We start from the raw sequence: 24,053 nt of genomic DNA, 5'->3' as shown, positions 1-24,053 counted from the left end.
TTTTATTACCTAATTTAATGCTGAATTTTTATTTGTTGCCAAATATAATATGTCTAGCACCAAATATAATATGCCTAGTACCAAATATAATATGCTCTAACAGGAGGGTTTATCGATGAAGTGAGTCTTATTCCACCGTCACCGACTTCGCCAAGTTACGTGGCTGGTCAACGTCCGTACCTTTTATTAACGCTACGTAGTAGCTCAATAGCTGTAGCGGCAGGGTATAAATAATAGGGGCAATTGGTTCGTCGCAATGCGGCACATCGATAACACGCATGGTTTCATCCCCTGAAAACGCAGCATCTTTATCGGCAAATACATACATGATGCCGCCACGGGCACGTACTTCCTCAACGTTCGATTTTAATTTCTCAAGGAGTTCGTTATTCGGTGCAACCACAATAACGGGCATTTCGTCATCAATAAGCGCAAGTGGGCCGTGTTTCAATTCACCAGACGCATACGCTTCGGCGTGAATGTAAGAAATCTCTTTAAGTTTTAGCGCGCCTTCCATAGCGATGGGGTATTGATCGCCACGACCTAGGAACAAGCTGTGGTTTTTATCGGCAAATTCTTCCGCTAAATCTTCAATACCGCCAGTTATCGCTAAGGTCTCTTCAAGTTTCGCTGGCAGGCTGTGAAGCGCAGAGACAATCGCCTTGCTGTCAGCGTCTGTCATGCCGTTTTCTTTACCCAGCGCCAGGGTGAGCATTAAGAACGCAGTGAGCTGAGTAGTGAAAGCTTTGGTAGACGCTACCCCAATTTCCGCGCCAGCACGGGTCATAAACGCCAGGTCAGATTCTCGCACCAATGACGAGCCCTGAACGTTACAGATAGTCAAACTAGACATATAGCCCAGTTCTTTTGCCAAGCGCAGTGCGGCCAGCGTGTCGGCCGTCTCGCCCGATTGAGAGATGGTAATCAACAAGCTATTTGGATGAACCACCGATTTGCGATAACGGAATTCTGATGCAATTTCTACATTACACGACACATTTGCATACTGCTCTAGCCAGTAGCGCGCCGTCATACCTGCGTGGTAGCTAGTACCGCAAGCAATAATTTGCACATGCTGTACTTTTTTGAATATGTCGTCAGCCCCTTGGCCAAATACATCAGCGGTAAGACCATTTTCATCAATACGATCTTTAAGCGCATTACGTACAACCGTTGGCTGCTCGTGAATTTCTTTAAGCATGTAATGGCGGTAACCCGCTTTGTCACCTGCATCGTGTTCGATATTCGACTCAATCACTTCGCGCTCAATGGCGTTTCCGTCTTTATCGAAAATTTTAACTTCACGACGGGTAATCTCTGCCACATCGCCTTCTTCTAAAAAGATAAAGCGGCGAGTTACTGGTAACAGTGCCATTTGGTCTGACGCGATAAAGTTTTCGCCAAGCCCCAAACCAATAACAAGAGGGCTGCCTGAGCGCGCAACTACCACGCGACTGGGATCTTCTTTGTCCATGATGACAGTGCCATACGCACCGTGAAAGGTCTTCACCGCACTTTGCACCGCATCCAGTAATGTCTTACCTGCCTTCAGCTCTTCGTGTACGGTGTGTGCAATGGTTTCCGTGTCAGTGTCGCTGGTAAAGGTGTAGCCTTGTCCTTTTAGCTTCGCTTTTAAACTTACATAGTTTTCAATAATACCGTTGTGCACTACAGCAACACGGTCAGTTGAGAAGTGAGGGTGTGCATTCGCTTCAGTCACCCCACCGTGCGTTGCCCAACGGGTGTGGGCAATACCTGTTGTACCGAGAGCTTCTCCTTCTGCTACCGCATCAGCCAGCGCTTGAACTTTACCGGTTCTGCGAATACGCGTAAGCGTGCCGTCGTTTTGCAATAGCGCAACGCCGGCTGAATCATAGCCGCGATATTCGAGCCTTTTTAAACCTTCTAGAAGAATTTCTACCACGTTACGTTCAGCAACAGCGCCAACAATTCCACACATAATTATTCTCCACTCGGCGTCGCAATAAGTACTGTCACGCCCTGATTTTCAATATTAAGTTTGTCTTGTTCACTAATTTCTTCATCAGTGATCAAAACAGAAATGTTTTTCCAGCTCAGCTCTAGGTTAGGCATTTTATGCGTTAACTTCTTTGAGCTGGCTACTATAACCACCTTACTGGCCGCCGCGGCCATGGCGCGGGTTACCCCAATAAGCTCGTTAAAGGTGGTAGTGCCTCTGTTTACGTCTATGCCGGCGGCACCAATAAACCCAATGTCAAAACTATAGGCACTAACTAACCGTTCAGCCATGGCCCCCTGAAACGACTGAGACTGCGTATCCCATGTACCACCTGCCATTAACACCGTTGGCTCTTTGTCGCTTTGGGTAAGGTAGTTAGCGGTCGATAGCGTATTCGTCATTACCACTAAATCATCGATATGTGATAAATGGGGCAAAATGGATGCGGTTGTAGACCCGCAATCGATAACTATCTTGCTGCCTGATTTAACCAAACTTGCTGCGCATTGACCTATGGCATTGACCGCCGGGCTAACAGTCAAATTCGTGAAAGCGTCGCGGGTAATAAATTGGGATGATCCAGCATTTGCGTCCGTTGATGGTGGAACAGGCACTGCGCCACCAAACTGGCGGATAAGCAAACCTTGCTGCGAAAGGGCGGCAAGATCTTTTCGAATAGTGACTTCAGACGTAGCAAAACGCACAGCCAAATCTTCAACTTGTGATTGGCCGTGTTCTTTTACCCACGCCACTATTTGCTGGCGTCGCTGTTCAACTGATTTACTACTTTTCAATATAACCTCATGCTCTCCTAGGTGACTAAGTACGCCCTTTCATTAACATTGCCCAAATTGTGAACAAAACACGAAATGCGTAGAAAAGGCGTTCACAAACACACCCATAACTTTCAAAATGAAAGACCATAAGTTTTAAAATGAAAGAAATCGTAAGTTAAATTGAAACGTTGATCAAGGTAATTGTTTAATTAAACGCCAACGATGTCTTTTCAGCACTCGCTTTTATCGCCAGCTCAATCACTTTGATAACAGGTACGACGGTACTCGCGTCTGCTGGCGAGAATTTACCGTCTTCAATAGCGTGAGCAAGGCGATTGAAAAATGTAAGATACTCACCTTTCAATGTTGTAATTGTCTCATCAATTAGCTGGCCGCTTTCATTTGCCACAGCTAGCACGCCATGCTCGTTATCTTTTGTAATCGCCCAGTGTTCATCATCAAAGGATACCTCTGCACGCAGTTGATCTTCTTGAGGATCTAGATAGAACTTTCTAAAACTGCCTTTAGTGCCTTGCAGGTCGAAACGCTGTGTCGCACTGGCTTGGAAGGGCGAGCTGCCTAAATTCACAACCTTGTCACTATAATGAAGCGTAACATCGAAAATATCATCTGATTGTCCGTTTTCGCGCAAGGTTTGTATGTCTGCCGACACGTATTCCGGCTCGCCGAAAAGCTGTAGCGATTGGTCGATTAAATGGGGGCCTAAATCCCAGAAGATACCGCTGCCAGGTCCTGCATTTTCACGCCACCTGTCCCGTGGTACTGGGCGAAATCTATCGAAGCGGCTTTCTAAACGTTTAATATCGCCAAGCCTTCCTTCGTTAATTAATTGCCTAATAGTAAGAAAATCGCCATCAAAGCGCCTGTTATGATAAACACAAAGCTGTTTATTTTGAGCTTTTGCAAGGTCTACTAGCGCCTCGGCTTCTTCACTATCCAATGTAAATGGCTTTTCTACTAATACATGACAACTGTGCTCTAGTGCCAGTTTCGCCTGTGGCGCATGGAGATGGTTCGGCGTGGTAATAACCACTAAATCTACATCGTGAATTTTAAGCGCTTCTTCTAATGAGCTATACACGTCTACATTAGGCAAGACTGTTTTAACCGTGTCGGGTTTTGAAGAGATAACCACATCGACAGAGAACTGCGGTAGATATTTTAGAAACGGTAAATGAAAAGTTGTGGCTGAGAATCCAAAGCCAACCAAAAGTGTAGATATCATTGCATATCCTTGTTAAACCAGAATTCATATGTAAGTAAATACACACTATCAGTAATGATGAATTGTGGAAAGCGTAGAGAGTTCATTATTAGAAAAATGTGAAATAGACGGAGTGTCAGGATTAGTTGCATTTACACCATAACGACAGGCGTTAGTTTTATAGGCTAATTTTAGCCGTCTATTTTGATTCTTTAATTTGGCTGGGTAATATTTTCATGAGGCGAAGAAAGATAAAGAGCTAGCAAATGACCACTCGTGTTTGCCAGCCCTAATTCGTAAGCGACCTATGATGAGAAAACCTCTCTATTTTTTAGTCGGGCGCGGCCAATTGGGGATGTTGCGCTGTTTACCGCGGGCAACGGCTAGCGCGTTTTCATCTACTGTTGACGTGATCACCGAACCAGCGCCCACCGTCGCGCCTTTGCCAATATTTACCGGTGCGACAAGCGATGAGTTTGAGCCAATAAATGCATTTTCGCCAATGACGGTTTTTGACTTATTCACACCGTCATAGTTACAGGTAATGGTGCCTGCTCCAATGTTTGCCTTAGCACCAACCTCTGCATCGCCTAGATAAGTTAAGTGATTCGCCTTGGCACCCTCCCCCAAAATCGCCTTTTTCATTTCTACGAAGTTGCCCACTCTGGCATTTTTTTGCATTACTGCGCCTGGACGCAGTCTCGCGTAAGGCCCAACTGTGCACGATTCACCTACACTGGCCTCTTCGACAATAGAGTTCGCTTCAATTACCGCACCGTCAGCAATAGTACAGTTGCGCAAGATACAGTTCGCGCCAATGGTGACATTGCTACCAAGTGTCACCTTACCTTCAACAATCACATTAACGTCGATAATTACGTCGCTACCGGTTTCAAGCTGGCCGCGTAAATCAAAACGAGCGGGATCTAGCAAGGTCACGCCGTTGGCCATAAGCTCCTCGGCATGGCGACGCTGAAGCGCACGTTCAAGGTTCGCTAACTGCAAGCGATTGTTCACACCTTCTACTTCTACTGCCGACTGTGGCTGCGCAGACTGTATTCGTTTGCCTTCGGCCGCAGCCATCGCAATAACATCAGTTAGGTAGTACTCACCTTGTGCGTTATCGTTGCTTAATTTGCCCAACCAGCGCTTAAGATCAGCGCCAGACATCATCATCATGCCGGTATTAATTTCTTTGATTTCACGCTGAACATCGGTGGCGTCTTTATGCTCAACTATTGCGGTAATATTGTTATTCTCACGAATAATACGGCCCATGCCTGTTGGGTCGTTTAGGTTTACAGTAAGTAATGCTAAGTCACAGTTTTCTTTAACCGCCTTTAACGCACTGAGCGTCTCTTCCCGAATAAGGGGAGCGTCGCCTACAAGGACGAGTACGTCTTCATTTTCTTCAATATGAGGAGCCGCTTGCTGTACGGCGTGACCTGTACCTAACTGTTCGGCCTGGAGACACCAATTTACGTTATCTTCAACGACCATCGCCTTTAGCTGGTCACCGCCATGACCGTAAACCAAATGAATATTATCCGCACCCAGTGATTTAACAGTATTGATAATGCGCTGTACCATCGGCACACCACCTACTTTGTGCAATACCTTTGGCAACGACGACTTCATACGCGTACCTTTACCCGCTGCTAATACAACCACTGAGAAAGCCATATAATTCCTTTATTTCGCAAAGAGAATGAAAAAACGAGATATAGTTTAACCAAGGCCCGACAATATGTCAGCGACAGATTCATTTCGAGCTCTGACCGGACGACTTTTTATTATGCTTTGCTCTTCGTCATTTAGTCTAACTTAAGAGAAACTGCCTAGTAGTTCATTATTGCAAAAGGTATAATCGTAATCTAAATTAGGTTCAGTAAGGCAAGGGAGCATGCGCAGTCTGTGAACACATTTCGTACACTACATCGAAGTATTTTGGTGTTATTTGCAGTAGTGGTTATCGCTATTGTCACGCTGGTACACTTCAGTATTTCAAAAATCGTTGCCGAACAAAGTCGTGCGCAGCAACAATCATTGTCGCCCGCTATATCACTTATTGTCGAGCAACTTCTAAAGCCACTACATATTTCTGAAGCCCTAGGCCACTCTACTGAATTAGTAGACTTAATGAATGGGGAGGCCATTGACCAAGAGGCAGTTTTCAAGACATTGGATCGCCTTGAAAATGAATTCGGGTTATCTTTTTTCATTGCTAGTGAAGCTGACAGAAAACAATATAATTCTGATGGCAGCATTATTAACCTCATTGAAGGTGAAGTCAGTTGGTACTTCAAATATCGCGATTATCCCGTTGATGCCGTTGCCGATATTGGTAAATGGGAAGACACTCACTTTTATATCGATATTAAAATTCACGATGAAGACGGCCGCTTTTTAGGTTTTTTTGGCGTAGGAAAAAGCCTGCGTAGCTTTATTGAAGTGTTTGATACCTATAAGCAAGAATACGGCTATGACTTTTTATTTGTAGACGGCAAAGGCGACATCATGTTGTCTTCAGACCCAAGCCTTATCGCCTCTTATTCTGACTTTACTAACTTATCTGAACTGCCTTGGTACGCCAGTCTCCCGATAACAATTCAAAGCGAACAAGCGTTGAATAATAAGCTGGTCACTATTGATCAAAAAGATTTCCTTATTGCCGAAGTTAAGCTGAATCAATTTGGTTGGACCGTGTTTCTTTTAAGCCCACTCGAAGACCGCCAAGCAGAAATTTCTCAAGCGTTTATTTTTAGCGTAGTAACGCTGCTGGTTGTTGTATTCTCACTTTTCTTACTTATTTACAACCTGTTGTACTACTTTAGAAAAGATATGCAGCCAGATTTAGTTGTTCGCCATACCAACCGTCTACCTGAAAAAGAAAATTTGCAGCTTATCTATAAAACGCTTCTGGCTGAACATAAGTCACTAAGCGTAATGCTGATTAGCATTGATGAGTTTTCTGATATTATAGACGCACACGGCAGAAATACCGGCGATGACTTATTAGATAAAGTTGTGGCCTACTTAGCTGAGCACTTGCGTGAGCAAGATGTACTGGGACGATGGAGCAGCGCAGAACTTATCATTTTATTGCCGCATACCGGCCCACATGTAGCATTTGATATGGCACAAAACCTTCGCCACGGCATCGCTACCTTACAGCCGCTACACGAATTACCAGAACTGCTTGTTACTGCCTCTATTGGTATATCGTACACGGCGTCGCCGCGTGCTATGCACGAGGTAACGGCGCACGCGGAAGATGCACTTTATCAAGCCAAGCGCGACGGCAGCAATTTAGTAAGAATGCAGCTAATAGACTAGCGTAAACCCGCCACTTCTTAGGCAGGTTTAACCTTAAGGCGTTTTCGTTTGAGAACGCCAGTGGTTAGTGCCACACCAAACAAAATCATCAAACCACCCACTATGGTTTGAATTGATAAATGCTCTTGCAAGAAAAGTACGCCCCAAATTATGCCAAATAGTGGTACTAAGTAAGCAACGGTAATAGCTCTTGCTGGGCCGATGTCTGCAATTAGTTTAAAATACAAGATGTACGCTATTCCCGTGCCACCTACGGCCAATGCCACCGCATTTATCCATGCATTCACGCTTGGCATTGTTTCTGGCAAGGTCGCAAGTGCAAACGGTGCTAACATTACGCTGGCCATGGCCTGACTACCTGTAGCAACAGCTAAAGGTTTAACCCCTTGTAGCCATTTTTTCATCATGCACGCCGCAATTCCATAACCGGTGGTGGCCAATAACGCAGTCAAAATAGGGAGAAAACTAATTTCGCCCTCGCCGAGCTTTTGCTGACTAATAACAGTCACGCCCACGAAACCGATAAACAGCCCAGCAACCGCAGGCTTTGTTAGCTTATCGCCCAACCACAGCCACGCGACGATAGCGCCAAACATAGGCGCGGTGGCATTTAAAATGGCATTGACCCCAGCCTCTAAATGAAGGCTGCTGTAATTAAACAGTACGAAAGGAACAGCTGTATTAGCCATGCCCACCAAAGCAATAGCCAGCCAGTGGCGCTTTATGTCTTTTACCGACCCGCTTATTAACAACAAAGGTAACAATACTGCCGTAGCCAGTACCGTACGAATGGCAACGAGTACGTATATGCCAAACTCTGGGGCCGCAACACGCATAAAAATAAATGATCCCCCCCAAATACCTGCTAACACCAGCAGTGAGATAATGTCTTTTATTACCATTCTCTTGTTACCAAAGTACTCCTTGAGCCCCTTCTAAATTGAGTAAATACTGCTTTCGGGATAAACCACCCGCGTAGCCCGTTAGGGTTTTATTGCTGCCAATTATACGATGGCAAGGCACCACAATAGCAATAGGATTACGTCCATTTGCCATGCCCACGGCGCGCACGGCATTTGAGTTACCAATGGCGTTTGCAATATCTAAATAACTCGCCGTCTCACCATATTTCACTTGTTGCAAAGCTCCCCACACTTGATGTTGAAATGCTGTCCCCTTAAGAGCAAGCGGCAGATCAAACTCACAAAGTTTTCCATCGAAATATGCCATAAGCTGTCTACACGCTTCATCAGTGATTGCATTGTTACACTCTTGAATATCATCACCATTCAGAATGACATGATCTTTGTAACTTCTTTCTATCTCGCTTTGGTGTGCAAAGACTTTCTCTACTTCGGTCTGTTTCGCGTAAGGTATTTTTTCCGACCCAGCCGCGCTTACAAACGCAATGGAGGTTATTCCGGTCTCGGTGGCCTCTACTTTAACAAGCCCCTGTGTGCTTTTTACAAAACCTGTATATATCATAGTTACGCTTCACTCTGCTGGTTGCTCAGTTGCCACAATTGGAGGGTCAAGTAACTGCGCCACGGCGCTGCTTTTTCCGGTTCAACAGGGTATAGTTTTGCCATTTTACGAACGATCAAGTCACCGCCAAGGTAAACGTCAGGGTTTCTCTCTCCGCGCATTTTCAAATAATCGAGGGTCCACGGGCCCACGCCTTTAATAGCAAGAATATCGTTATGTGTTGGTATTCTATCGCCCACAAAGAGTTGTGCGAAACTACGAACTGCCTCTTTTCTGGCCTGCGGCATGCGTAAAAAATCGAGGTTGCTGTCGGCGACATCTTCAGGATTAGGAAATCGATAGCACTCACCCGATGTGAATTCAAAACTGTTCGAAGAAAACGCTTCAAACACCTTCTCGCCCAACTGATGTACCAGCAGCGTCACCTGACTAATGGCCGCTTCTACACTAACTTGCTGGCCTACAATAGCCCGACAGCCGCTTTCAAATACGCCCCATGCGCTAGGAAGACGCAGACCAGGTGTTATCTGCTCTGGCAGCAGTCCAGACTGCACTAAGCTTTGTTCAATTAATAGCGGGTCTGCGTGAAGATCCAGTACCTGTTTTATATTTTCAATGGTTGAATGGAGACTGCATAAATCAGGCATTTCAATGAGAAGCGTAAAACCATTGCGCGCACCGTCGTGCGTAGCTTTGAAAAAACCTGAACTTCCTTTATATGAAAAGTAGCGCTCATAGCTTTCTTCAGTTACTCGCTCCATTCCTTCAATCGCGCGGGTTGCTAGGAAATCTCGCACATAGGGCCAGCTATACGGGGGTCGATAGGAAAGAAATAAAGAGATTGCCTTTTGTTGAACCTTTTCTTTTTTTCTAAGCTGCGTAGGAGAGGTTGCGCAATATTGCTCTATAGTTCTCTGTAGCTGCCGTAGAGATTGATAGCCAGCTGTAATTGCGACATCTGTCATAGACAAATGGGTTTGCTGAATAAGCTGCTTGGCAAACAAGGCGCGTTGCATATTTTGAAACTGTTTGGGTGATATTCCCACAGCATTAATCACCAACTTATTTAAGTAGCGTTCGCTAATGCCCAAACGAGTGGCAATATCAGCTACGCGCTCTATGGGTATAACAGATAACAGCGACAACGCTCGATTTATTGTCGCCCCCACGCCTTGCCACGCTGCAGAGCGGGGAGCACTGTCTGGCCTGCAGCGAAAACAGGGGCGATAGCCTTGTGCCATAGCCTGTGTGGCGTGTTGGAAGTAAGTCACATTCTCTTCTTTAGGGATTCGCGCTGGACAGATTGGCCTGCAAAAAATACCGGTTGTTTTTACCGCCACGAAAAATCGTCCGTCAAAACGCGGATCTCTGCTAAGCCTTGCCTTCGAAAAGCCCGACACAGTGAGCGTCGAGTCTTTTGAAAACTCTGTGTCTGATACTAAAAGTCTGTCTGGCATAAGAATGCACTTCCCATCTGCCGTTTTGTTTATACCCAGTGTATCGTGCATTAACCCATTTAGTGCGACAAAATCAGAACTGAATAACGATAAACATGTCTATAAAGACCCGCCGGCCATAGCATTGTATATTTGAGAATAACCCAGTCTCGTTAAAATAGAGAGCACAATTGAAGAAGTAGTGAGCATAATTTGCGACATTTGATCATTGGAACAGCTAAACGCATAATAATGCGATAATAATAATGAACGCCTGATGGACGTATTGTTGAACCACGGGCTTAACGAGCTGACTGTATGCTGAACTCTTTGCGCAACACCAAGCTGCGCCTGTCTAAAATTTGGCTGATAGCAATGCTAGTGGTTATTACACAAAAAGCTTCTGCGGATTGGCTTGATGACTACGCAAATTACGTTCAAAAAGAAGCGACAAAATACAACGTACCTGGTTATGCGTTTGTGTTTTATGAACAGGGCAAAGCGCCAAGAGTTTACGTATATGGGAACACTCGTAAACGTGGCGGAGAAAAAGTTACAAAGAACACTGTATTCAGGCTGGCTTCGGTGTCAAAAACCTTCACTGCGTTACTGTCAGCTAAACTTGTAGAAAAAAACCAGCTTAGCTGGGAAACACCGATAACGACCTTACTACCCGACATTCCTTTTAAAGGCAAAGGAATGAATGCGCTGCAACTGCAACATATCGTGGGCCAGTCCAGTGGCTTTATGCCCAACGCTTACGACAACCTTATTGAGGCAGACTATTCTTTAGAGCGCGTACTTAAATCCCTTGGCGAGCTGGACCCTCTGTGTGTGCCAGGCGAATGCTACACGTATCAAAATGCGCTCTTTGGCGCGTTGGAGTACTACTTTAGCAACAACAATACCTCGTATTCGCGACAACTTCAGGCAAATCTATTTTCACCTTTAGGCATGAAAACAGCCAGCGTTGGAAAGAGCGGTTTGCTCGCATCGGAGTCTTGGGCTAAGCCTCATATTGCGATTGCCAGAAATAAGTGGCGCGAGGGAAAGGTAGAAAGCAACTATTACCGGTTCTCACCAGCTGCGGGAGTCAACGCAAGTATTTCAGATATGACGATTTACTTGCAGGCATTACTTGGTGAATTTCCTACCGTCATATCCGATGAAATTGTGGGCTATGTCACTACAGAGCGAGTGAAAACAAAGCGTGAGACCTATCGCAGAAGTTGGCGTGGCTTGATCAACGATGCTCACTATGGTTTAGGTTGGCGTATTTATGATTTAAATGGCGAGCAGCTTAATTATCACGGGGGATGGGTAAAAGGATATCGTGCCGACGTGGCATTTTTGCCTGAACGAAAAGTTGGCTATGTCATGCTAATGAATGCAGAGTCGAATATGATTAATTCAACAACGGCCGAACTTTGGAAGCGTTACTTAAAACAAGCCGACGCAGATAAGTAATATCAGCATCGGCTGTACGTTAATTTCGGTAAATGAAAAACATTACTGTTTTAAGTACGTATACCCTGCCAAACAATTTTCATAAAAATCGGTCCATCGAACCCCTTCACGAGGGTTTAATTTACCGTCCCACACTTGCTTGTCTATCATGCGCTTAACATCTGATGCCATTGCACGTGGGTTGTATTGCATAACGTTAAGTACATCTTCTACCGATGAGCCTTTGACCACTTCTTCGATGTAAAAGTCTTCAGGATCGTCATCATAGCTATAAATATGCACTTCATTTAAACGACCAAACAGGTTGTGCATGTCGCCCATAACGTCTTGATAAGCCCCCGTTAAGAACAATCCAATGTAGTAAGGCTCGTCTTTCTTCAGTGGATGCATCGGCAATACGTCTGTAATTTCACGACCAATAGTGAATTGATCGATTTTACCGTCGCTGTCACAGGTAATATCCACTAACGAGCAATTCACCGTTGGTTCTTCATTCATACGAATAAGAGGCACTACCGGCAACAGCTGGTCGATTGCCCAAGTATCAGCGGCCGATTGGAATACAGAGAAGTTACAAAGATACTGAGAAGACAAACTATAATCTAGTTCTTGTAGCTCTTCTGGCACATATTCTTCATTTCGATACCACTGCTGTAAGCGGCCCATAATTTGCCAATACAGCGTTTCGATTTTGCCCAGCTCTTCAAGTGACAACACGCGTAGTTTAAATGCGTCTAACGCCTGCTCTTTGTACTGAGATGCATCGTTGTATATTTCGTGCATATTCGTCTGTTCATCGAACGTATCTGCAAGTTCACGCATATTCTTTAAGAAAAAGTGTTCACCCGCTTGCGCAGATGTATCCATTTGTGATGCGTTCGACTTAATTTCGCCCACGATTTCGGTAATAACGCAGCTGTGATGTGCAGTGATTGCACGTCCGCTTTCACTAACCAGATGCGGATGTGGGACGCCTTCAAGGTCACACATTTCCTTCATACCATAGACAACGTCTGCTACGTACTCTTGCATGCTGTAGTTACGCGATGACTCATTCGTTGAATTACTGCCGTCGTAGTCGATGCCAAGACCACCGCCTACATCAACATAATCAAGCTCAAAGCCCATTTTGTGCAGGTCAGCATAAATACGTGCACCTTCGGTTACCGCTTCTTTGACTGCGCGAATGTCGGTTAACTGACTACCAATGTGGAAATGAAGTAGCTTCAAGCAATGCGCCATACCTTGCTCTTCAAGATAGCGGGCTGCGTTAATGATTTCGGTAATGGTCAAACCGAATTTCGCACGTTCACCGCCAGAGCTTTCCCATTTACCACGACCTTTCACAGTCATTTTCGAGCGCACACCGATTATAGGGTCGATTTCCAGCTCTTTGGCTATTTTTACCAGAAGGAGAAGCTCGGTGTATTTTTCTACCACTACGACAACTCGGCGACCCAGCTTTCTGCCCAACAGCGCAAGACGCATAACTTCATCGTCTTTATAACCATTCAAAATAGTCAGCGATTCTTCGTTGGTATTCATGGCAAGAACAGTAAGAAGCTCGGCTTTTGAACCCGCTTCTAAACCGTAGTTAAAAGGCTTGCCCGCATCGACAATTTCTTCCACTACTTCGCGCATTTGATTTACTTTCACCGGATAAACACCTTGGTACTGACCTTGGTATTCTGCTTCTTCGATGGAGCTTCTAAATGCCTTGTTCAAGCCTGCAACCTGCGAGCGCAAAATATCATGAAAGCGCACAACGACAGGAAACTGCACACCTTCTTTGCGGATATCTTCAATTACCGAATTGAAATCGATTCGAATGCTAGGATCTTCAGGAACAGGGGTAATATGAACGTTGCCGTTTTCACCAATTTGAAAATAGCCACCTCCCCATTGAGACACGCCGTAGACGCGCTCCGCTTCATCGATGCTCCAATCTGACAATTTATTCACCTATGTGTAAGTGGGCTAGGCCAATACCTAGCATAGAAAGTGCGAAAATAAGCAGCGTATTATAGACAACGCGAGACTGAACGCGATAGCTGTTGCGATATAAAATATCTATTGTCGCGACTAATTTTGTTTATCGAACGACAGTTTTTTTAACCTATCCATGTTCGAATATAATCTACAACCACCTTATCTGCTTTTTCTTCACAGTGCGTTATAAACTCTGAGATGTTTTGAGTACGTTCAAGTTCAAATCCCAGTTTAGTTGTTGGCGAGGTAAAAACCTTCTTGGCAATGTGATCAGCATCAGTTGCTTCATCTTCCAACCATGTTTCGCTTAGCTGGCTTCGTCTATCTAGCTCAATAGGCGCCTTTATTTGATTGAAGTTGTGGGAATTAGGGATTTGCCAACTGCGCATGTCTACGAATAGGTGAAACGGTCTGGCTTTTCGGGTTTTCATGCACTCGGAGAGCTTAGCAAGATACTGAATATTCGTGGACATATCCCACTTGCCGCGAAGCCTAACCAAAATACAGTTTCTAAATGGCTCAATATAAAAAGGGGTTGTAAACATTTACTCGTACATCTCTATGCGACCATATGAATAATTAGCATTCACATACTAAAACTGTATAGCTTCAACGACAACTCGTGTCGAGCACATTGGAATTAAGTTTAATACCCAACGAAAAAAGGCCTGTGTTTAAGCAGGCCTTCAGAAGATAGGTATATGAGTATTAATCGTCCCCGAACTCTCGAATAATACTGTTGATGGTGTCTTTTGCGTCCCCCAGTACCATACGCGTGTTGTCTTTGAAAAATAGCGGATTGTCGACACCAGCAAATCCGGCATTCGCAGAGCGCTTAAGTACAAAGACCGTTTTCGCACGATGCGCTTCGATAACTGGCATACCGTAAATGGGGCTACCTTTCATCTCTTTGGCTGCTGGGTTTACCACATCGTTCGCACCGATAACAATAACCACGTCATAATTTTCCATACGCGGATTAACATCATCCATCTCGTAGAGTTGATCATAAGGCACGTCAGCCTCTGCCAACAGCACGTTCATGTGACCCGGCATACGCCCTGCTACAGCGTGAATGGCGTAATCTACCGTACAGCCATTTTCTTCTAAAAGCGACTGAAGCTCACGTACCGCGTGCTGCGCCTGAGCAACCGCCATACCATAGCCAGGCACTACCAGTACTGCTTGCGCTGCTTCTAATACATAAAATGCATCTTGCGCTGACAGCACTTTAATCTCACCTTCTATTTTTTCGCCAGCTTCCACTGGCGTAGAAAAGCCAGATAACAACACGTTCATCAGTGAACGGTTCATGGCTTTACACATAATATTGGTAAGAATTAAACCTGAAGCACCCACTAATAAGCCGGTAACAATCAATATTGTGTTACCCGTTGCTAGACCCGCCGCCGAAGCAGCTACACCTGAGTAGCTGTTTAAAAGTGCGATAACTACCGGCATATCTGCACCACCAATGGAAATAGTGGCCCACAAGCCGAAGCTTAGTGACAACGCAATGGCGCAGTAAATCCAAAGTGGGTTACTTGGGTCAGTAGTAAAGAAATAACCAATCACTACCATGCCAATTAAGTGCAAGATGCTTAGCTCGCGAAGCCCTGTAAAAATAACGGCTTTAGAGCTCATTTTGCCCGACAGTTTACCCCATGCGACCACCGAGCCAGAGAACGTAATGCCTCCCACTAAAATAGTGAAAAACAGGGAAATAAAAGTAAACGCACTCTCGGTTTTAAGCGTAATTAGGCTCATACCTGCTAATGTTGCCCAACCCAAAAGCAATGACGCTGCACCACCAAAACCATTAAATAGCGACACCATTTCAGGCATTGCTGTCATTTCAACGGTCCTGGCTTTCCAAGCGCCAAAGGCACCGCCAATAACAAAACCCAACAGAATATAATGATAACTAATAATTTGCTGATCAAGCAGGGTGACGACGATAGCAACCAACATACCAATGGCAGAAATGAAGTTACCTTTTTTAGCGGTATCTGGGTGACTGAGTAATTTAAGGCCAAGTATAAATAGCGCCGCAGCAACTACGTACGCAAGGTTTATTACGGTTACGATATCATTCACTTGCGTACTCCTTATTTATCTTTTTTCTTGAACATGCCAAGCATGCGATCGGTAACAAGATAACCGCCCACCACGTTGATACTGGCCAGCGCCACCGCAGCGGTACCAAGTATGGTCGTTAGCAAGTTGTTATCGCTCCCCGAGGCAACCAAAGCGCCCACTAGAGTGATACCCGATATCGCATTAGAGCCAGACATTAACGGCGTATGTAAGGTAGACGGTACTTTTCGAATTAACTCGAAACCCAAAAAAGCAGCCAGTAGTACGATGAAAAGTAGGTAAATGATTTCCATGATTAGGCTCCTTTGTATGCGTTGTTAAGCATGTCGTTGGTAATGGTACCATCGTGAGTAATAACACAGCCGGCCAGAATGTCGTCTTCTAAATTCAGTCCAAAGGTTTTGGTTTCATCGTTGAAGAATTCATCGACAAGGTTGTAGATGTTATTGGCGTACATGTCGGTGGCGGCTCTAGCAACAAACTGACTCCAGTTACCGTTACCGATCACCTTTACACCGTTAACTTCGATTGTCTCGCCAGCAACCGAGCCTTCAACATTCCCACCCGATGTTGCAGCCATATCAACCACTACACTTCCCGGCTTCATGAGTGCTAACGTGTCTTTTGATATCAGCACAGGCGGTTTTCGACCAAATAGCTGAGCGGTGGTAATAACGATATCAGAGTCGGCAATCGCGTCGCGCTGAGCTTCTTGCTGCTTCGCTTTTTGTTCGTCGGTTAGTTCTTTCGCGTAACCGTCCTTCGTTTGCCCTGTTTCCCCAATGTCGATTTTAAGGAACTTGCCACCCAATGACTCTACTTGTTCTGCCACCACAGGGCGGGTGTCATATGCAAGCACGTTCGCCCCTAAGCGTTTCGCCGTTGCTATAGCCTGAAGACCCGCTACGCCAGCTCCTATAATAAATACCTTCGCTGGTTTTATTGTTCCTGACGGTGTCATCATCATAGGTAATATTGATGGTAGTGTATTGGCCGCCTGCATCACCATCACGTAGCCAGCAAGGCTGGCTTGTGAGCTCAGTGCGTCCATTTTTTGTGCACGAGAAGAACGGGGGATCATCTCGACAGAAATAGCGGTTAGCCCTTTTTCTGCAATAGATTCAATAAGCGGTTGCTGAAAGAAAGGGTCGAGATGGCCTACCACAATGGCCCCTTTTTTCATCAACGCCAACTGTGCATCGGTGGGCTTGTTCACCGCCACCAGCATATCTGCAGTTGATAATGCATCATTCACATCATCGATGACAGTAACGCCTACATCTTCGTATTCTTTATCTGAATATCCTGAATATACGCCCGCACCCGCTTCTAGCAGTAAGGTCGCCCCTTTTTTCACCAGACGCTGTGCACTACTGGGCGTAGCTGCACATCGCTTCTCCACATTATTTAGCGGATCTGGCGCTTTTGATTCATTTAATATTATGATTTTCACACGCTTCTCCTCACATTCCGGCTGTCCGAGAATGACACCCTTTAAACAGTACTAAGCCATTTTATTCACTTATGCCTAGCATTCTCTAGCGAAATTAAAAATAGAACAGGCAATTTCTATATTTATTTTGCTGCGAAAAGCTTCCTTCAATTTGCTTATTTTTAAAGCGAAACAGCGGCAAAGCTACGCTATATGGGCATACAGCACTAGTATCATTTACTTACGAGTCATAACTAATATTTATATAGAGATGGCATACATACGATAAATGATAGATATGAAATTACATTTATTATATGAATACATCTAAAATTGTATATTTTTTGCACACGAGTAAAGGTGGAAAGTGATGGTGATGCTGAAGAGATATTGTGTATTAATTGCGCCGAGTTATATCCAGTCAACTTGCTGCACAGCGGCTGTTTACCTACCGATATTACGGATTTTGTTAGGTTGAAAGAAGGCAGGCTAACCGTAAACGCCAGTATCACGTTTAATACCAGTCCGCATAGATAATTACTCTCTCGGCGAGACTTAAAATGTTCGTAATCGCGGCGTGTTACCGCAGGTATAGTGGTTCTACATCAAGGTGACACAACAAAGAGTACGGACATTTTAAACTTAAGATAGCGACTTGCGATAGCTGCCTTTGGTAGTGCTCGTTACGTTACTGCAATTTTAAGATTGACGCCTAATTCATCAGTGAAAGTGTAATAGACGCGATTTCATCCGCGCCCGTTACGGTTATTGGTGAAGTCAGGCTATCAAAGGTAAATGGAATTTTTTCATAGCTTCGACCGCCGTGCTCTCTAGCCACTTCAATATGAAGTATTAGTGACTGTGCGTTGCTGTTTTTACCAAAATCGTCAAGCCCGTCCCATTCAATATGTAAAGGGGCATTTTTCTTCGTAGCGCCCGCAAAGCCATCCACTAAGCCTTCATTTTGTCGACCCACTCTACGCCACCAAGTTCGAAGCTCGCTTAACCATCGCTCGCTCGTACCTCGAAGTGCTAAACTTTTGATGAGGTGGTTTTTCTCATCACTTATCCAGACACTGACATAAGGCCCACGATAATCAGCAATATTAAATAAAGGTAGAACAATATCAACACTCATAAGGTAGGGGTCATCTTTGGACAACTGTGACGTATGAGATGTATAAGAGTCACTGGTAAATACTCTGCCATTCTCGTCGATTAACTTTAACGCGGTTAAAGCATTTGTATTTACTAAATCCAAAGCATGCTGCGCAGGTTTAGATACAGCAAAGTGTGCGATCAACATTGCATCAAACGCATTGGGTGCCACCGAAACTGCTTGAAATTTAGCACTTGGCCAACCATCACTTTGACTCAGTACACCTTTTTCGACAGACGCTATCTTTCCGTTAGATATCACTGGACGTTGCCATGGTTGTATATACGCAATAGTGCCGTTTTTCTGTACCGCAGGCTCTTGGGCAATATCACCGTGCCAACTGATACCTTCATTAGACACGTGAGTCTCTAGTCCTTGTGCACTAATGTGAAATGAAGTGAAATTGAGCGAGGTCAAATAATCCACAACCCGTTCAATGGCAAGAGAAGCAGCATATTCAGATAAATCCCACTGAAGAGGCGGTGAAAATTTAATGCCAAAATTATCTGTAAACTTCACTTCAGCAATACGTGCTGCACGGGCAAGCCGACGAACTTCACGTCGAGATAAATCATGCGTGCCGCGCACGTACTCACCCCAATAATTGTACAACGCACCATTACGACAACTTATGTTGCCCTCAGTCTTTTTAAACCACTTCTCACAACGCTGAATTGCATTGTAAAGCCATGCAGGCAGCTTGCCTTCATAGCTTTCATTTATCAGGCTTAGAGCACTTGTTTTATTGGCACTATCTAGGGTGTGATATGTATCTTTAATGAGTACTTCAATATTTTTACGCTGAAGACCACTAAGTGACTGTTCATCATGTAACGTTACGACAGGGTTAGCACCGCCTGCTGGAGCTGGAAAGACGTAAGAGTTCGCGTTCACAAAATGGCTAGCGATGCATACCGTTAACCCTATAAGGATCCGAGCCACCATTATTCGCTGACTTGTGCAGTGGTGGTGTCACTTTGCTCCTGCTGACGTGGCGCAGGCGCTGGATCAGCTAACGTTAAGTAGCCATCACCATTCGTGTCGTAGCGATGAAAGGCATTAAACCCAGACACCATGTACTCTGAGAATGTCATTTTGCCATTCTCGTCTGAATCTAGAACTTCAAAGCGAACGTAAGTTTGTTTAATTTGCCCTTCATGGGTTTTCTCAATCTGTGCATCCAGTCTGTCTTCAAACTCAAGTACATATTCTTGCTCTGTAAGCTTGTCATCACTGTTTTCGTCTGTACGCTGGAATTGCGCTTTGCGAACGGCGTGAAACTCAGCTTTTGCTACCTTTCCGTCACCGTTTTGGTCGTACAAGGTAACAAAGCCTTCAATATTGTGGCTGGTCGGCATACGCAACATAGGGCGCTGTACTAGTTCAGGTTTGTCGTCTTTTTTCTGTGACGCCGAACGACGGGGCGCTGGTTCAGGGTCGTCCAGTGCAACTACACCATCATTATCACTGTCCATACGTGAGAAACTTCGCTCTCCCACCGCGTTTACTTCATCAATAGTAATAAACTCGTCATCGTTGCTGTCAACAGCATGGAAACGTATGTGAGTTTGTTTTACCGATGCTTTTCTGTCTTCAGCTAACCGTTTCTCTACTTTGCCTTCCCACTCATAAACGTATTCGCTTTCATCAAGCACACCGTCTTTATTGGAATCAGAAGCATTGAAGCGAGCGCGTCTTGCATCAACGAACTCTTCTAACGGGAGTGACTCGTCTTTGTTTAAGTCATAGGTCAATATAATGCCGCTGGCGCTATGTGGTGCAGCTACTGCCGAAGCGCTAATACAAAGCGCAGATACAACGGCTAAACTTACTGTTTTAAACATAATTATCTCCTTGTACCCTCAATGATTAATAGGCTTCGAATGATAGTGTGGTGGTGTAGCTATAAGTGGGCACGTCTGCACCCTCAGGCGCGTCGGTACGCAGTCTTACTTGCATCAAATAGACATCTTGTGCTGAAGGAGTAAATGACGCTTGCCCTTTGGCATTTGTCGTTAATTTTTCTACATCAGATTCTTCGGCGAACTGATCTTTTCCTTGGTACACCGAGACTTCATGATCGGTTACAGGCTTACCGTTAAACAGAACTTTGAAATAAAAACTCTCGTTGGCAAACAAACTGTTAGGGTGATTAACTGCCACGATCTCTAAGCCGTCGTTTCTTGGCGCTAACGCCTGTTGACTTGGCCCTTTCTTCGTTACGTATGTCGTTGCAAACGTTACCGACTGAAAGTGCTCTTTTAACACCGCACCTTCAGGTAGAGGCTTTTCGTTACCTCGCATAGAGCCTCGCTCACCGTCCTTTTCATACACGCGAAAAATTGCGCCCAAGCGTTTACCCGTTGAAAACTGATAAGTCCCCTCTTCCTCTAAAGTGTGCTCAAGAACATTACGGGTAGAAAGATCCACAACCTTCTCCACACTCACTAGCTTGCCGCTAGGGGTTACCACTTCAAACGATGCATTCGTAATTGCCGCTTCTGGTACGAAAAATTGTTCTGCAAAAGATGCATCCAGCGTGACTTTACCGCCTCTAACCGGTTCAAACTGAAGCGGTTTTAGGTAAGCCACGTGGGCTAGAGCAGCGCCACTGAAGCAGCTTGCAATAAGCAAGGGTAAACTGATGAGCGTGTGTTTTTTCATGGTTTTTTATTTTCTAGTTGTGTAAAAGTGAAATCATACTATTGCAAATGATAATTGTTATCAATAGTATTACGATCGATTTTTGACGCACGAAGTGTCAAGAAATCGCTTTGACAGGCGCGATTAAAGAAAAATAAAAATGATATCAACCGACGCAAACAGGAGGCTTAGCGTTGATACGAAATACTAATTATTTGCACTTTTATTAAAAATTGGAAAAAAACGATGAAATTTAAACGCTCAACGGTAGCTATTTCGCTTGGCTGTGCGCTAACACTTCCTGCCCTCGCTCAACAATCAGAATTGGCCGTAACAAAGGCAAAAAGTGAAGAAACCCTGACAACGACTGTCGAAACCGTGCTGGATGCACAAACTCTGTCAAAGCGCTCAATTACCAATATTGAAGATACCGCTCGCTATATCCCAGGGGTCCAAACTAATGATACGGGTAACCGTTTCGGTAACGATGGCTTCAACATTCGCGGCTTGGAAGGAGACGCCGTAGCAGTAACCGTAGATGGCGTCGGCCAAGGCGAAACGCTAAATCCAAGCTCATTCGCCGCTTATGGTATGTATGGTTCGAGCCGCGGCGAAATTGAATTAGAACACGTAAAAGCCGTCAACATCACTAAAGGCCCAAGCGCTGTCGCGCAAGGACCAGGCTCACTTGCTGGCTCAGTCACCTACGTAACCAATGAAGCGAGCGACTTTTTACCTGCCACAGGTGATGCTACAGGCGTTAAATTGAAAAGCGGTTTTGATGCGCGTTCTGACGAATGGCTAGTACACGGCACCGTCGCCAACAGAACGGGTAACTTCGACTCGCTATTGCAATACACAATGCGCGACAGTAGCGAAACAAAGTCCCACAGCCATGGCGAGAATATCGCTGGCTCAGCACGTGGTCAGGCTGACCCCATGGATAATCAAGTTGATGCCGTTTTACTTAAACTTGCTTATAACTTTTCCGAGCACCAGCAACTAGGCTTTGTTTACGAAAAGACTGATAGGGAAACGAACGGCACCCCTCTTTCTCGTCAACATGATTCTTATTTTGGCTTTACCTCAGCGGATGAAAATAACCGCGAGCGAATTGGGCTTTTCTTTAACAACGAAAACCTAGGACTGGCGTTTGCTGATAGCATAGACGTGACATTGAACTATCAAGAGTTATTTTCTTCGGGCGTAACCAGTTTCCTTTACGGTAGTGCAGATGGCGACGCTATACTGCGCAGCGAAGACCGTAACTTCAGCCAAGACTCATTAAGCTTCAATGTTGATTTAGCCAAATCAATCACCGGAAAATTTAACCATGAGATTATTTATGGCTTAAGTTATCAACAAGTGGATGCAAAAGCGGTAATGTTCGACCGCAGGTTCGCTGGACAAACCGCGGACTCGGCTATATTAGACGGCTACCCTATTCGCGACCAAAGCTTTGTTCCAGAAACCGAAAAAACGTTAATTACAGCCTACCTGGCTGACACGGTTGAACTTAGTGAACAATTCAGCGTAAACCTTGGGCTTCGATACGATTCAACAGAATATACGCCCACTATAGATAGCACGTTTTCAGATCCGACAGGATTAAGCATCACAGACAGCGAATTTAGTGCGGTGGTGGGAGAAATTGGTGCTACCTACGAATTCGTGAAAGGTCATTCTATTAACGCTCGTATTGCTCAGGGTTACCAAGCGCCCACGCTCCAAAGTTTATATTTTGGCACAAACTCAGGTGATGAGGTCACCGACATCGTAACCGGTAACACGTTTATTGACCTAGACCGTATTGCCAACAGTGAACTCGATGCTCAAGAATCGACTAACTTTGAACTCACCTACATTGGTGATTTCGAGAACGGGAATGTCAGCGTGTCGGTGTTTAGAACTGAATACACTAATATGATCCAAGACGAAACGTATTCAACTCCTTATGGCACTGAAGTAACTTCACTTCAATGCGGTCGTTCAGGTTGTGAAACGGTAGTTAGCACTGATGATGTATTCACGCAGCCACAAAATACGGGCGAACTGACCGTTGATGGGTTCGAAGTTACCGCTGATTACAATTTTACAGATAACATCGCGGGCCGCTTTGCTTACACAGCGCTAGACGGTACCTACGACACCGCTTCTGCTTTTAACAATGCGGGCGACGACTTAGAAACCGTATCGCCAGATAACGCAACCATTGGGCTAGGCTACGTATCAGATATTGGTGATTGGGGCGTAGAGCTCGTCGCAATATTGAGTAAAGGCGTAGAGGAAAGCACTCAAAAAAGCTTTACCGAATTAAATAATGGAGAAGGCCCCTCTTACTATCCCTCTGGCTATGCGGTATTTGATTTGCTGGCCTTCTACGACATCACTGAAAACCTGCGTTTCACCACAGCAATTTACAACCTTACTGACAAAGAATATTACCGCTGGGAAGTGCTTAATAGCGTTAGAAACGGTACAGGAGGTTTCTTTGGCGGCGTGAGTGGCAATGGATACCAGCGCTACTCAGAGCCAGGCAGCAGTGTTAGTGCCTACGTAACTTATCAGTTCTAATCTGACTACAGAGCAGGTCATGCATTTCTTAGCAAATGGCCTGCTAATACACCTACGAATTTTCCCATGAATGTTTATGAAAGTTTGTTCACGAAAATGCGTGATCGAAAGTTCCTGTTCAAACGTTTTCTCGCTATCTCTCTTTTTAGGATTTTCACTATGTTTGGACTTTTTAAAAGCAATCCAACCCAAAAGATGCGAAAGCAATATGACGCCCTTCTTGAAAAAGCCATGCACGCGCAGAGAAATGGTGACATAAAAACGTATTCATCGCTCACCGCACAATCAGAAAAGCTATGGAAAGAAATAGAAACACTGGAGAAGAACACACAAGGAACGTAAATACTAAGCGCTTGTACAATGCGTGTGGCCGCATACTAATACGAGATGCTTACACCCAAGGCGTAGCGCGTTCTAAAGCTTAACTCGCGCTTTTACCCACTACCCCTTACA

The 24,053-nt window shown here is 44.9% G+C and carries 20 protein-coding genes; 5 read left to right on the top strand and 15 right to left on the bottom strand.

Annotation, left to right across the window (positions count from 1 at the left end; genetic code table 11):
- Positions 1 to 127 precede the first annotated feature (127 nt).
- From glmS to glmU, 4 genes are all read right to left on the bottom strand, one after another.
- On the bottom strand, positions 128 to 1,960 hold the full coding sequence (gene glmS / locus V7R42_RS07730; protein WP_334019626.1) for a glutamine--fructose-6-phosphate transaminase (isomerizing): 1,833 nt from the start codon (positions 1,958 to 1,960) through the stop codon (positions 128 to 130).
- 2 nt (positions 1,961 to 1,962) lie between these two features.
- Positions 1,963 to 2,775: a DeoR/GlpR family DNA-binding transcription regulator gene (locus V7R42_RS07725; protein WP_334019625.1), complete on the bottom strand. Its 813-nt coding sequence runs from the start codon at positions 2,773 to 2,775 to the stop codon at positions 1,963 to 1,965.
- 187 nt (positions 2,776 to 2,962) lie between these two features.
- Positions 2,963 to 4,003 (bottom strand): Gfo/Idh/MocA family oxidoreductase, encoded by a 1,041-nt coding sequence (locus V7R42_RS07720; protein WP_334019624.1) that lies wholly within the window; start codon positions 4,001 to 4,003, stop codon positions 2,963 to 2,965.
- A gap of 303 nt (positions 4,004 to 4,306) precedes the next feature.
- Positions 4,307 to 5,665, bottom strand: coding sequence for a bifunctional UDP-N-acetylglucosamine diphosphorylase/glucosamine-1-phosphate N-acetyltransferase GlmU (glmU, locus tag V7R42_RS07715; protein ID WP_334019623.1), 1,359 nt, complete (start codon positions 5,663 to 5,665; stop codon positions 4,307 to 4,309).
- Positions 5,666 to 5,896: 231 nt separating this feature from the next.
- Here glmU and V7R42_RS07710 point away from each other — a divergent pair, with 231 nt between their 5' ends.
- Positions 5,897 to 7,318 carry a diguanylate cyclase domain-containing protein gene (locus tag V7R42_RS07710; RefSeq protein WP_334019622.1) on the top strand — a complete coding sequence of 474 codons (1,422 nt, stop codon included), beginning with the start codon at positions 5,897 to 5,899 and terminating at the stop codon, positions 7,316 to 7,318.
- Positions 7,319 to 7,335: 17 nt separating this feature from the next.
- Here the strand turns inward: V7R42_RS07710 and V7R42_RS07705 are convergent, their stop codons facing one another.
- From V7R42_RS07705 to V7R42_RS07695, 3 genes are read right to left on the bottom strand one after another with little or no spacing between them, the layout of a single operon-like run.
- Complete coding sequence (locus V7R42_RS07705; RefSeq protein ID WP_334019621.1) at positions 7,336 to 8,220, bottom strand: DMT family transporter; 885 nt, start codon at positions 8,218 to 8,220, stop codon at positions 7,336 to 7,338.
- A gap of 7 nt (positions 8,221 to 8,227) precedes the next feature.
- The gene (locus V7R42_RS07700; RefSeq protein WP_334019620.1) at positions 8,228 to 8,803 is read right to left on the bottom strand and encodes a methylated-DNA--[protein]-cysteine S-methyltransferase; all 576 of its coding nucleotides are present in this window, start codon (positions 8,801 to 8,803) and stop codon (positions 8,228 to 8,230) included.
- Between the two features lie 2 nt (positions 8,804 to 8,805).
- A complete protein-coding gene (locus tag V7R42_RS07695; RefSeq protein ID WP_334019619.1) occupies positions 8,806 to 10,260 on the bottom strand; it encodes a DNA-3-methyladenine glycosylase 2 family protein in 1,455 nt (484 codons plus the stop codon).
- A 297-nt stretch (positions 10,261 to 10,557) separates the two neighbouring features.
- Here V7R42_RS07695 and V7R42_RS07690 point away from each other — a divergent pair, with 297 nt between their 5' ends.
- Complete coding sequence (locus tag V7R42_RS07690; RefSeq protein WP_334019618.1) at positions 10,558 to 11,706, top strand: serine hydrolase domain-containing protein; 1,149 nt, start codon at positions 10,558 to 10,560, stop codon at positions 11,704 to 11,706.
- Between the two features lie 42 nt (positions 11,707 to 11,748).
- Here the strand turns inward: V7R42_RS07690 and speA are convergent, their stop codons facing one another.
- The 5 genes from speA to V7R42_RS07665 all read right to left on the bottom strand — a co-directional run bounded on the left by speA (position 11,749) and on the right by V7R42_RS07665 (position 17,245).
- Positions 11,749 to 13,659, bottom strand: coding sequence for a biosynthetic arginine decarboxylase (speA, locus tag V7R42_RS07685; protein ID WP_334019617.1), 1,911 nt, complete (start codon positions 13,657 to 13,659; stop codon positions 11,749 to 11,751).
- A 158-nt stretch (positions 13,660 to 13,817) separates the two neighbouring features.
- Positions 13,818 to 14,240 carry an arginine decarboxylase gene (locus V7R42_RS07680; protein WP_334019616.1) on the bottom strand — a complete coding sequence of 141 codons (423 nt, stop codon included), beginning with the start codon at positions 14,238 to 14,240 and terminating at the stop codon, positions 13,818 to 13,820.
- 163 nt (positions 14,241 to 14,403) lie between these two features.
- Complete coding sequence (locus V7R42_RS07675; RefSeq protein ID WP_334019615.1) at positions 14,404 to 15,792, bottom strand: NAD(P)(+) transhydrogenase (Re/Si-specific) subunit beta; 1,389 nt, start codon at positions 15,790 to 15,792, stop codon at positions 14,404 to 14,406.
- An 11-nt stretch (positions 15,793 to 15,803) separates the two neighbouring features.
- On the bottom strand, positions 15,804 to 16,085 hold the full coding sequence (locus V7R42_RS07670; RefSeq protein WP_334019614.1) for an NAD(P) transhydrogenase subunit alpha: 282 nt from the start codon (positions 16,083 to 16,085) through the stop codon (positions 15,804 to 15,806).
- A gap of 2 nt (positions 16,086 to 16,087) precedes the next feature.
- The gene (locus tag V7R42_RS07665; RefSeq protein WP_334019613.1) at positions 16,088 to 17,245 is read right to left on the bottom strand and encodes an NAD(P) transhydrogenase subunit alpha; all 1,158 of its coding nucleotides are present in this window, start codon (positions 17,243 to 17,245) and stop codon (positions 16,088 to 16,090) included.
- A gap of 339 nt (positions 17,246 to 17,584) precedes the next feature.
- On the opposite strand from V7R42_RS07665, the gene V7R42_RS07660 reads away from it, so the two are divergent.
- Entirely contained in the window at positions 17,585 to 17,761 is a 177-nt protein-coding gene (locus V7R42_RS07660) for a hypothetical protein (protein WP_334019612.1), read from the top strand.
- A gap of 175 nt (positions 17,762 to 17,936) precedes the next feature.
- On the opposite strand, the gene V7R42_RS07655 is transcribed toward V7R42_RS07660, so the two are convergent.
- The 3 genes from V7R42_RS07655 to V7R42_RS07645 are packed head-to-tail and all read right to left on the bottom strand — an operon-like array spanning position 17,937 to position 21,047.
- The gene (locus V7R42_RS07655) at positions 17,937 to 19,328 is read right to left on the bottom strand and encodes a DUF2271 domain-containing protein (RefSeq protein ID WP_334019611.1); all 1,392 of its coding nucleotides are present in this window, start codon (positions 19,326 to 19,328) and stop codon (positions 17,937 to 17,939) included.
- On the bottom strand, positions 19,328 to 20,227 hold the full coding sequence (locus V7R42_RS07650; protein WP_334019610.1) for a calcium-binding protein: 900 nt from the start codon (positions 20,225 to 20,227) through the stop codon (positions 19,328 to 19,330). The genes V7R42_RS07655 and V7R42_RS07650 overlap by 1 nt, the downstream gene beginning before the upstream one ends.
- Positions 20,228 to 20,252: 25 nt before the next feature.
- On the bottom strand, positions 20,253 to 21,047 hold the full coding sequence (locus V7R42_RS07645) for a DUF4198 domain-containing protein (RefSeq protein WP_334019609.1): 795 nt from the start codon (positions 21,045 to 21,047) through the stop codon (positions 20,253 to 20,255).
- A 225-nt stretch (positions 21,048 to 21,272) separates the two neighbouring features.
- Between V7R42_RS07645 and V7R42_RS07640 the strand changes: the two genes are divergently transcribed.
- Both V7R42_RS07640 and V7R42_RS07635 read left to right on the top strand, forming a co-directional pair.
- Complete coding sequence (locus V7R42_RS07640; RefSeq protein WP_334019608.1) at positions 21,273 to 23,600, top strand: TonB-dependent hemoglobin/transferrin/lactoferrin family receptor; 2,328 nt, start codon at positions 21,273 to 21,275, stop codon at positions 23,598 to 23,600.
- A gap of 159 nt (positions 23,601 to 23,759) precedes the next feature.
- Positions 23,760 to 23,942, top strand: coding sequence for a DUF6435 family protein (locus V7R42_RS07635; RefSeq protein WP_334019607.1), 183 nt, complete (start codon positions 23,760 to 23,762; stop codon positions 23,940 to 23,942).
- Positions 23,943 to 24,053 lie beyond the last annotated feature (111 nt).

Origin of the sequence: Alteromonas sp. S015 (assembly GCF_036864485.1) — a bacterium.
Classification (GTDB): Bacteria; Pseudomonadota; Gammaproteobacteria; order Enterobacterales; family Alteromonadaceae; genus Alteromonas.
Note: the sequence above shows the minus strand (reverse complement) of the source record. Positions and strands in the feature narration are given on the sequence as shown.

Bases quoted from the DNA above. Each gene is read 5' to 3' on its own strand.
- glmS (WP_334019626.1), bottom strand. From the start codon at position 1,960: ATGTGTGGAATTGTTGGCGCTGTTGCTGAACGTAACGTGGTAGAAATT.
- V7R42_RS07690 (WP_334019618.1), top strand. From the start codon at position 10,558: ATGCTGAACTCTTTGCGCAACACCAAGCTGCGCCTGTCTAAAATTTGG.
- V7R42_RS07640 (WP_334019608.1), top strand. From the start codon at position 21,273: ATGAAATTTAAACGCTCAACGGTAGCTATTTCGCTTGGCTGTGCGCTA.
- V7R42_RS07650 (WP_334019610.1), bottom strand. From the start codon at position 20,227: ATGTTTAAAACAGTAAGTTTAGCCGTTGTATCTGCGCTTTGTATTAGC.
- V7R42_RS07655 (WP_334019611.1), bottom strand. From the start codon at position 19,328: ATGGTGGCTCGGATCCTTATAGGGTTAACGGTATGCATCGCTAGCCAT.
- V7R42_RS07635 (WP_334019607.1), top strand. From the start codon at position 23,760: ATGTTTGGACTTTTTAAAAGCAATCCAACCCAAAAGATGCGAAAGCAA.
- V7R42_RS07705 (WP_334019621.1), bottom strand. From the start codon at position 8,220: ATGGTAATAAAAGACATTATCTCACTGCTGGTGTTAGCAGGTATTTGG.
- V7R42_RS07645 (WP_334019609.1), bottom strand. From the start codon at position 21,047: ATGAAAAAACACACGCTCATCAGTTTACCCTTGCTTATTGCAAGCTGC.
- V7R42_RS07720 (WP_334019624.1), bottom strand. From the start codon at position 4,003: ATGATATCTACACTTTTGGTTGGCTTTGGATTCTCAGCCACAACTTTT.
- V7R42_RS07670 (WP_334019614.1), bottom strand. From the start codon at position 16,085: ATGGAAATCATTTACCTACTTTTCATCGTACTACTGGCTGCTTTTTTG.
- V7R42_RS07680 (WP_334019616.1), bottom strand. From the start codon at position 14,240: ATGTTTACAACCCCTTTTTATATTGAGCCATTTAGAAACTGTATTTTG.
- V7R42_RS07700 (WP_334019620.1), bottom strand. From the start codon at position 8,803: ATGATATATACAGGTTTTGTAAAAAGCACACAGGGGCTTGTTAAAGTA.
- glmU (WP_334019623.1), bottom strand. From the start codon at position 5,665: ATGGCTTTCTCAGTGGTTGTATTAGCAGCGGGTAAAGGTACGCGTATG.
- V7R42_RS07695 (WP_334019619.1), bottom strand. From the start codon at position 10,260: ATGCCAGACAGACTTTTAGTATCAGACACAGAGTTTTCAAAAGACTCG.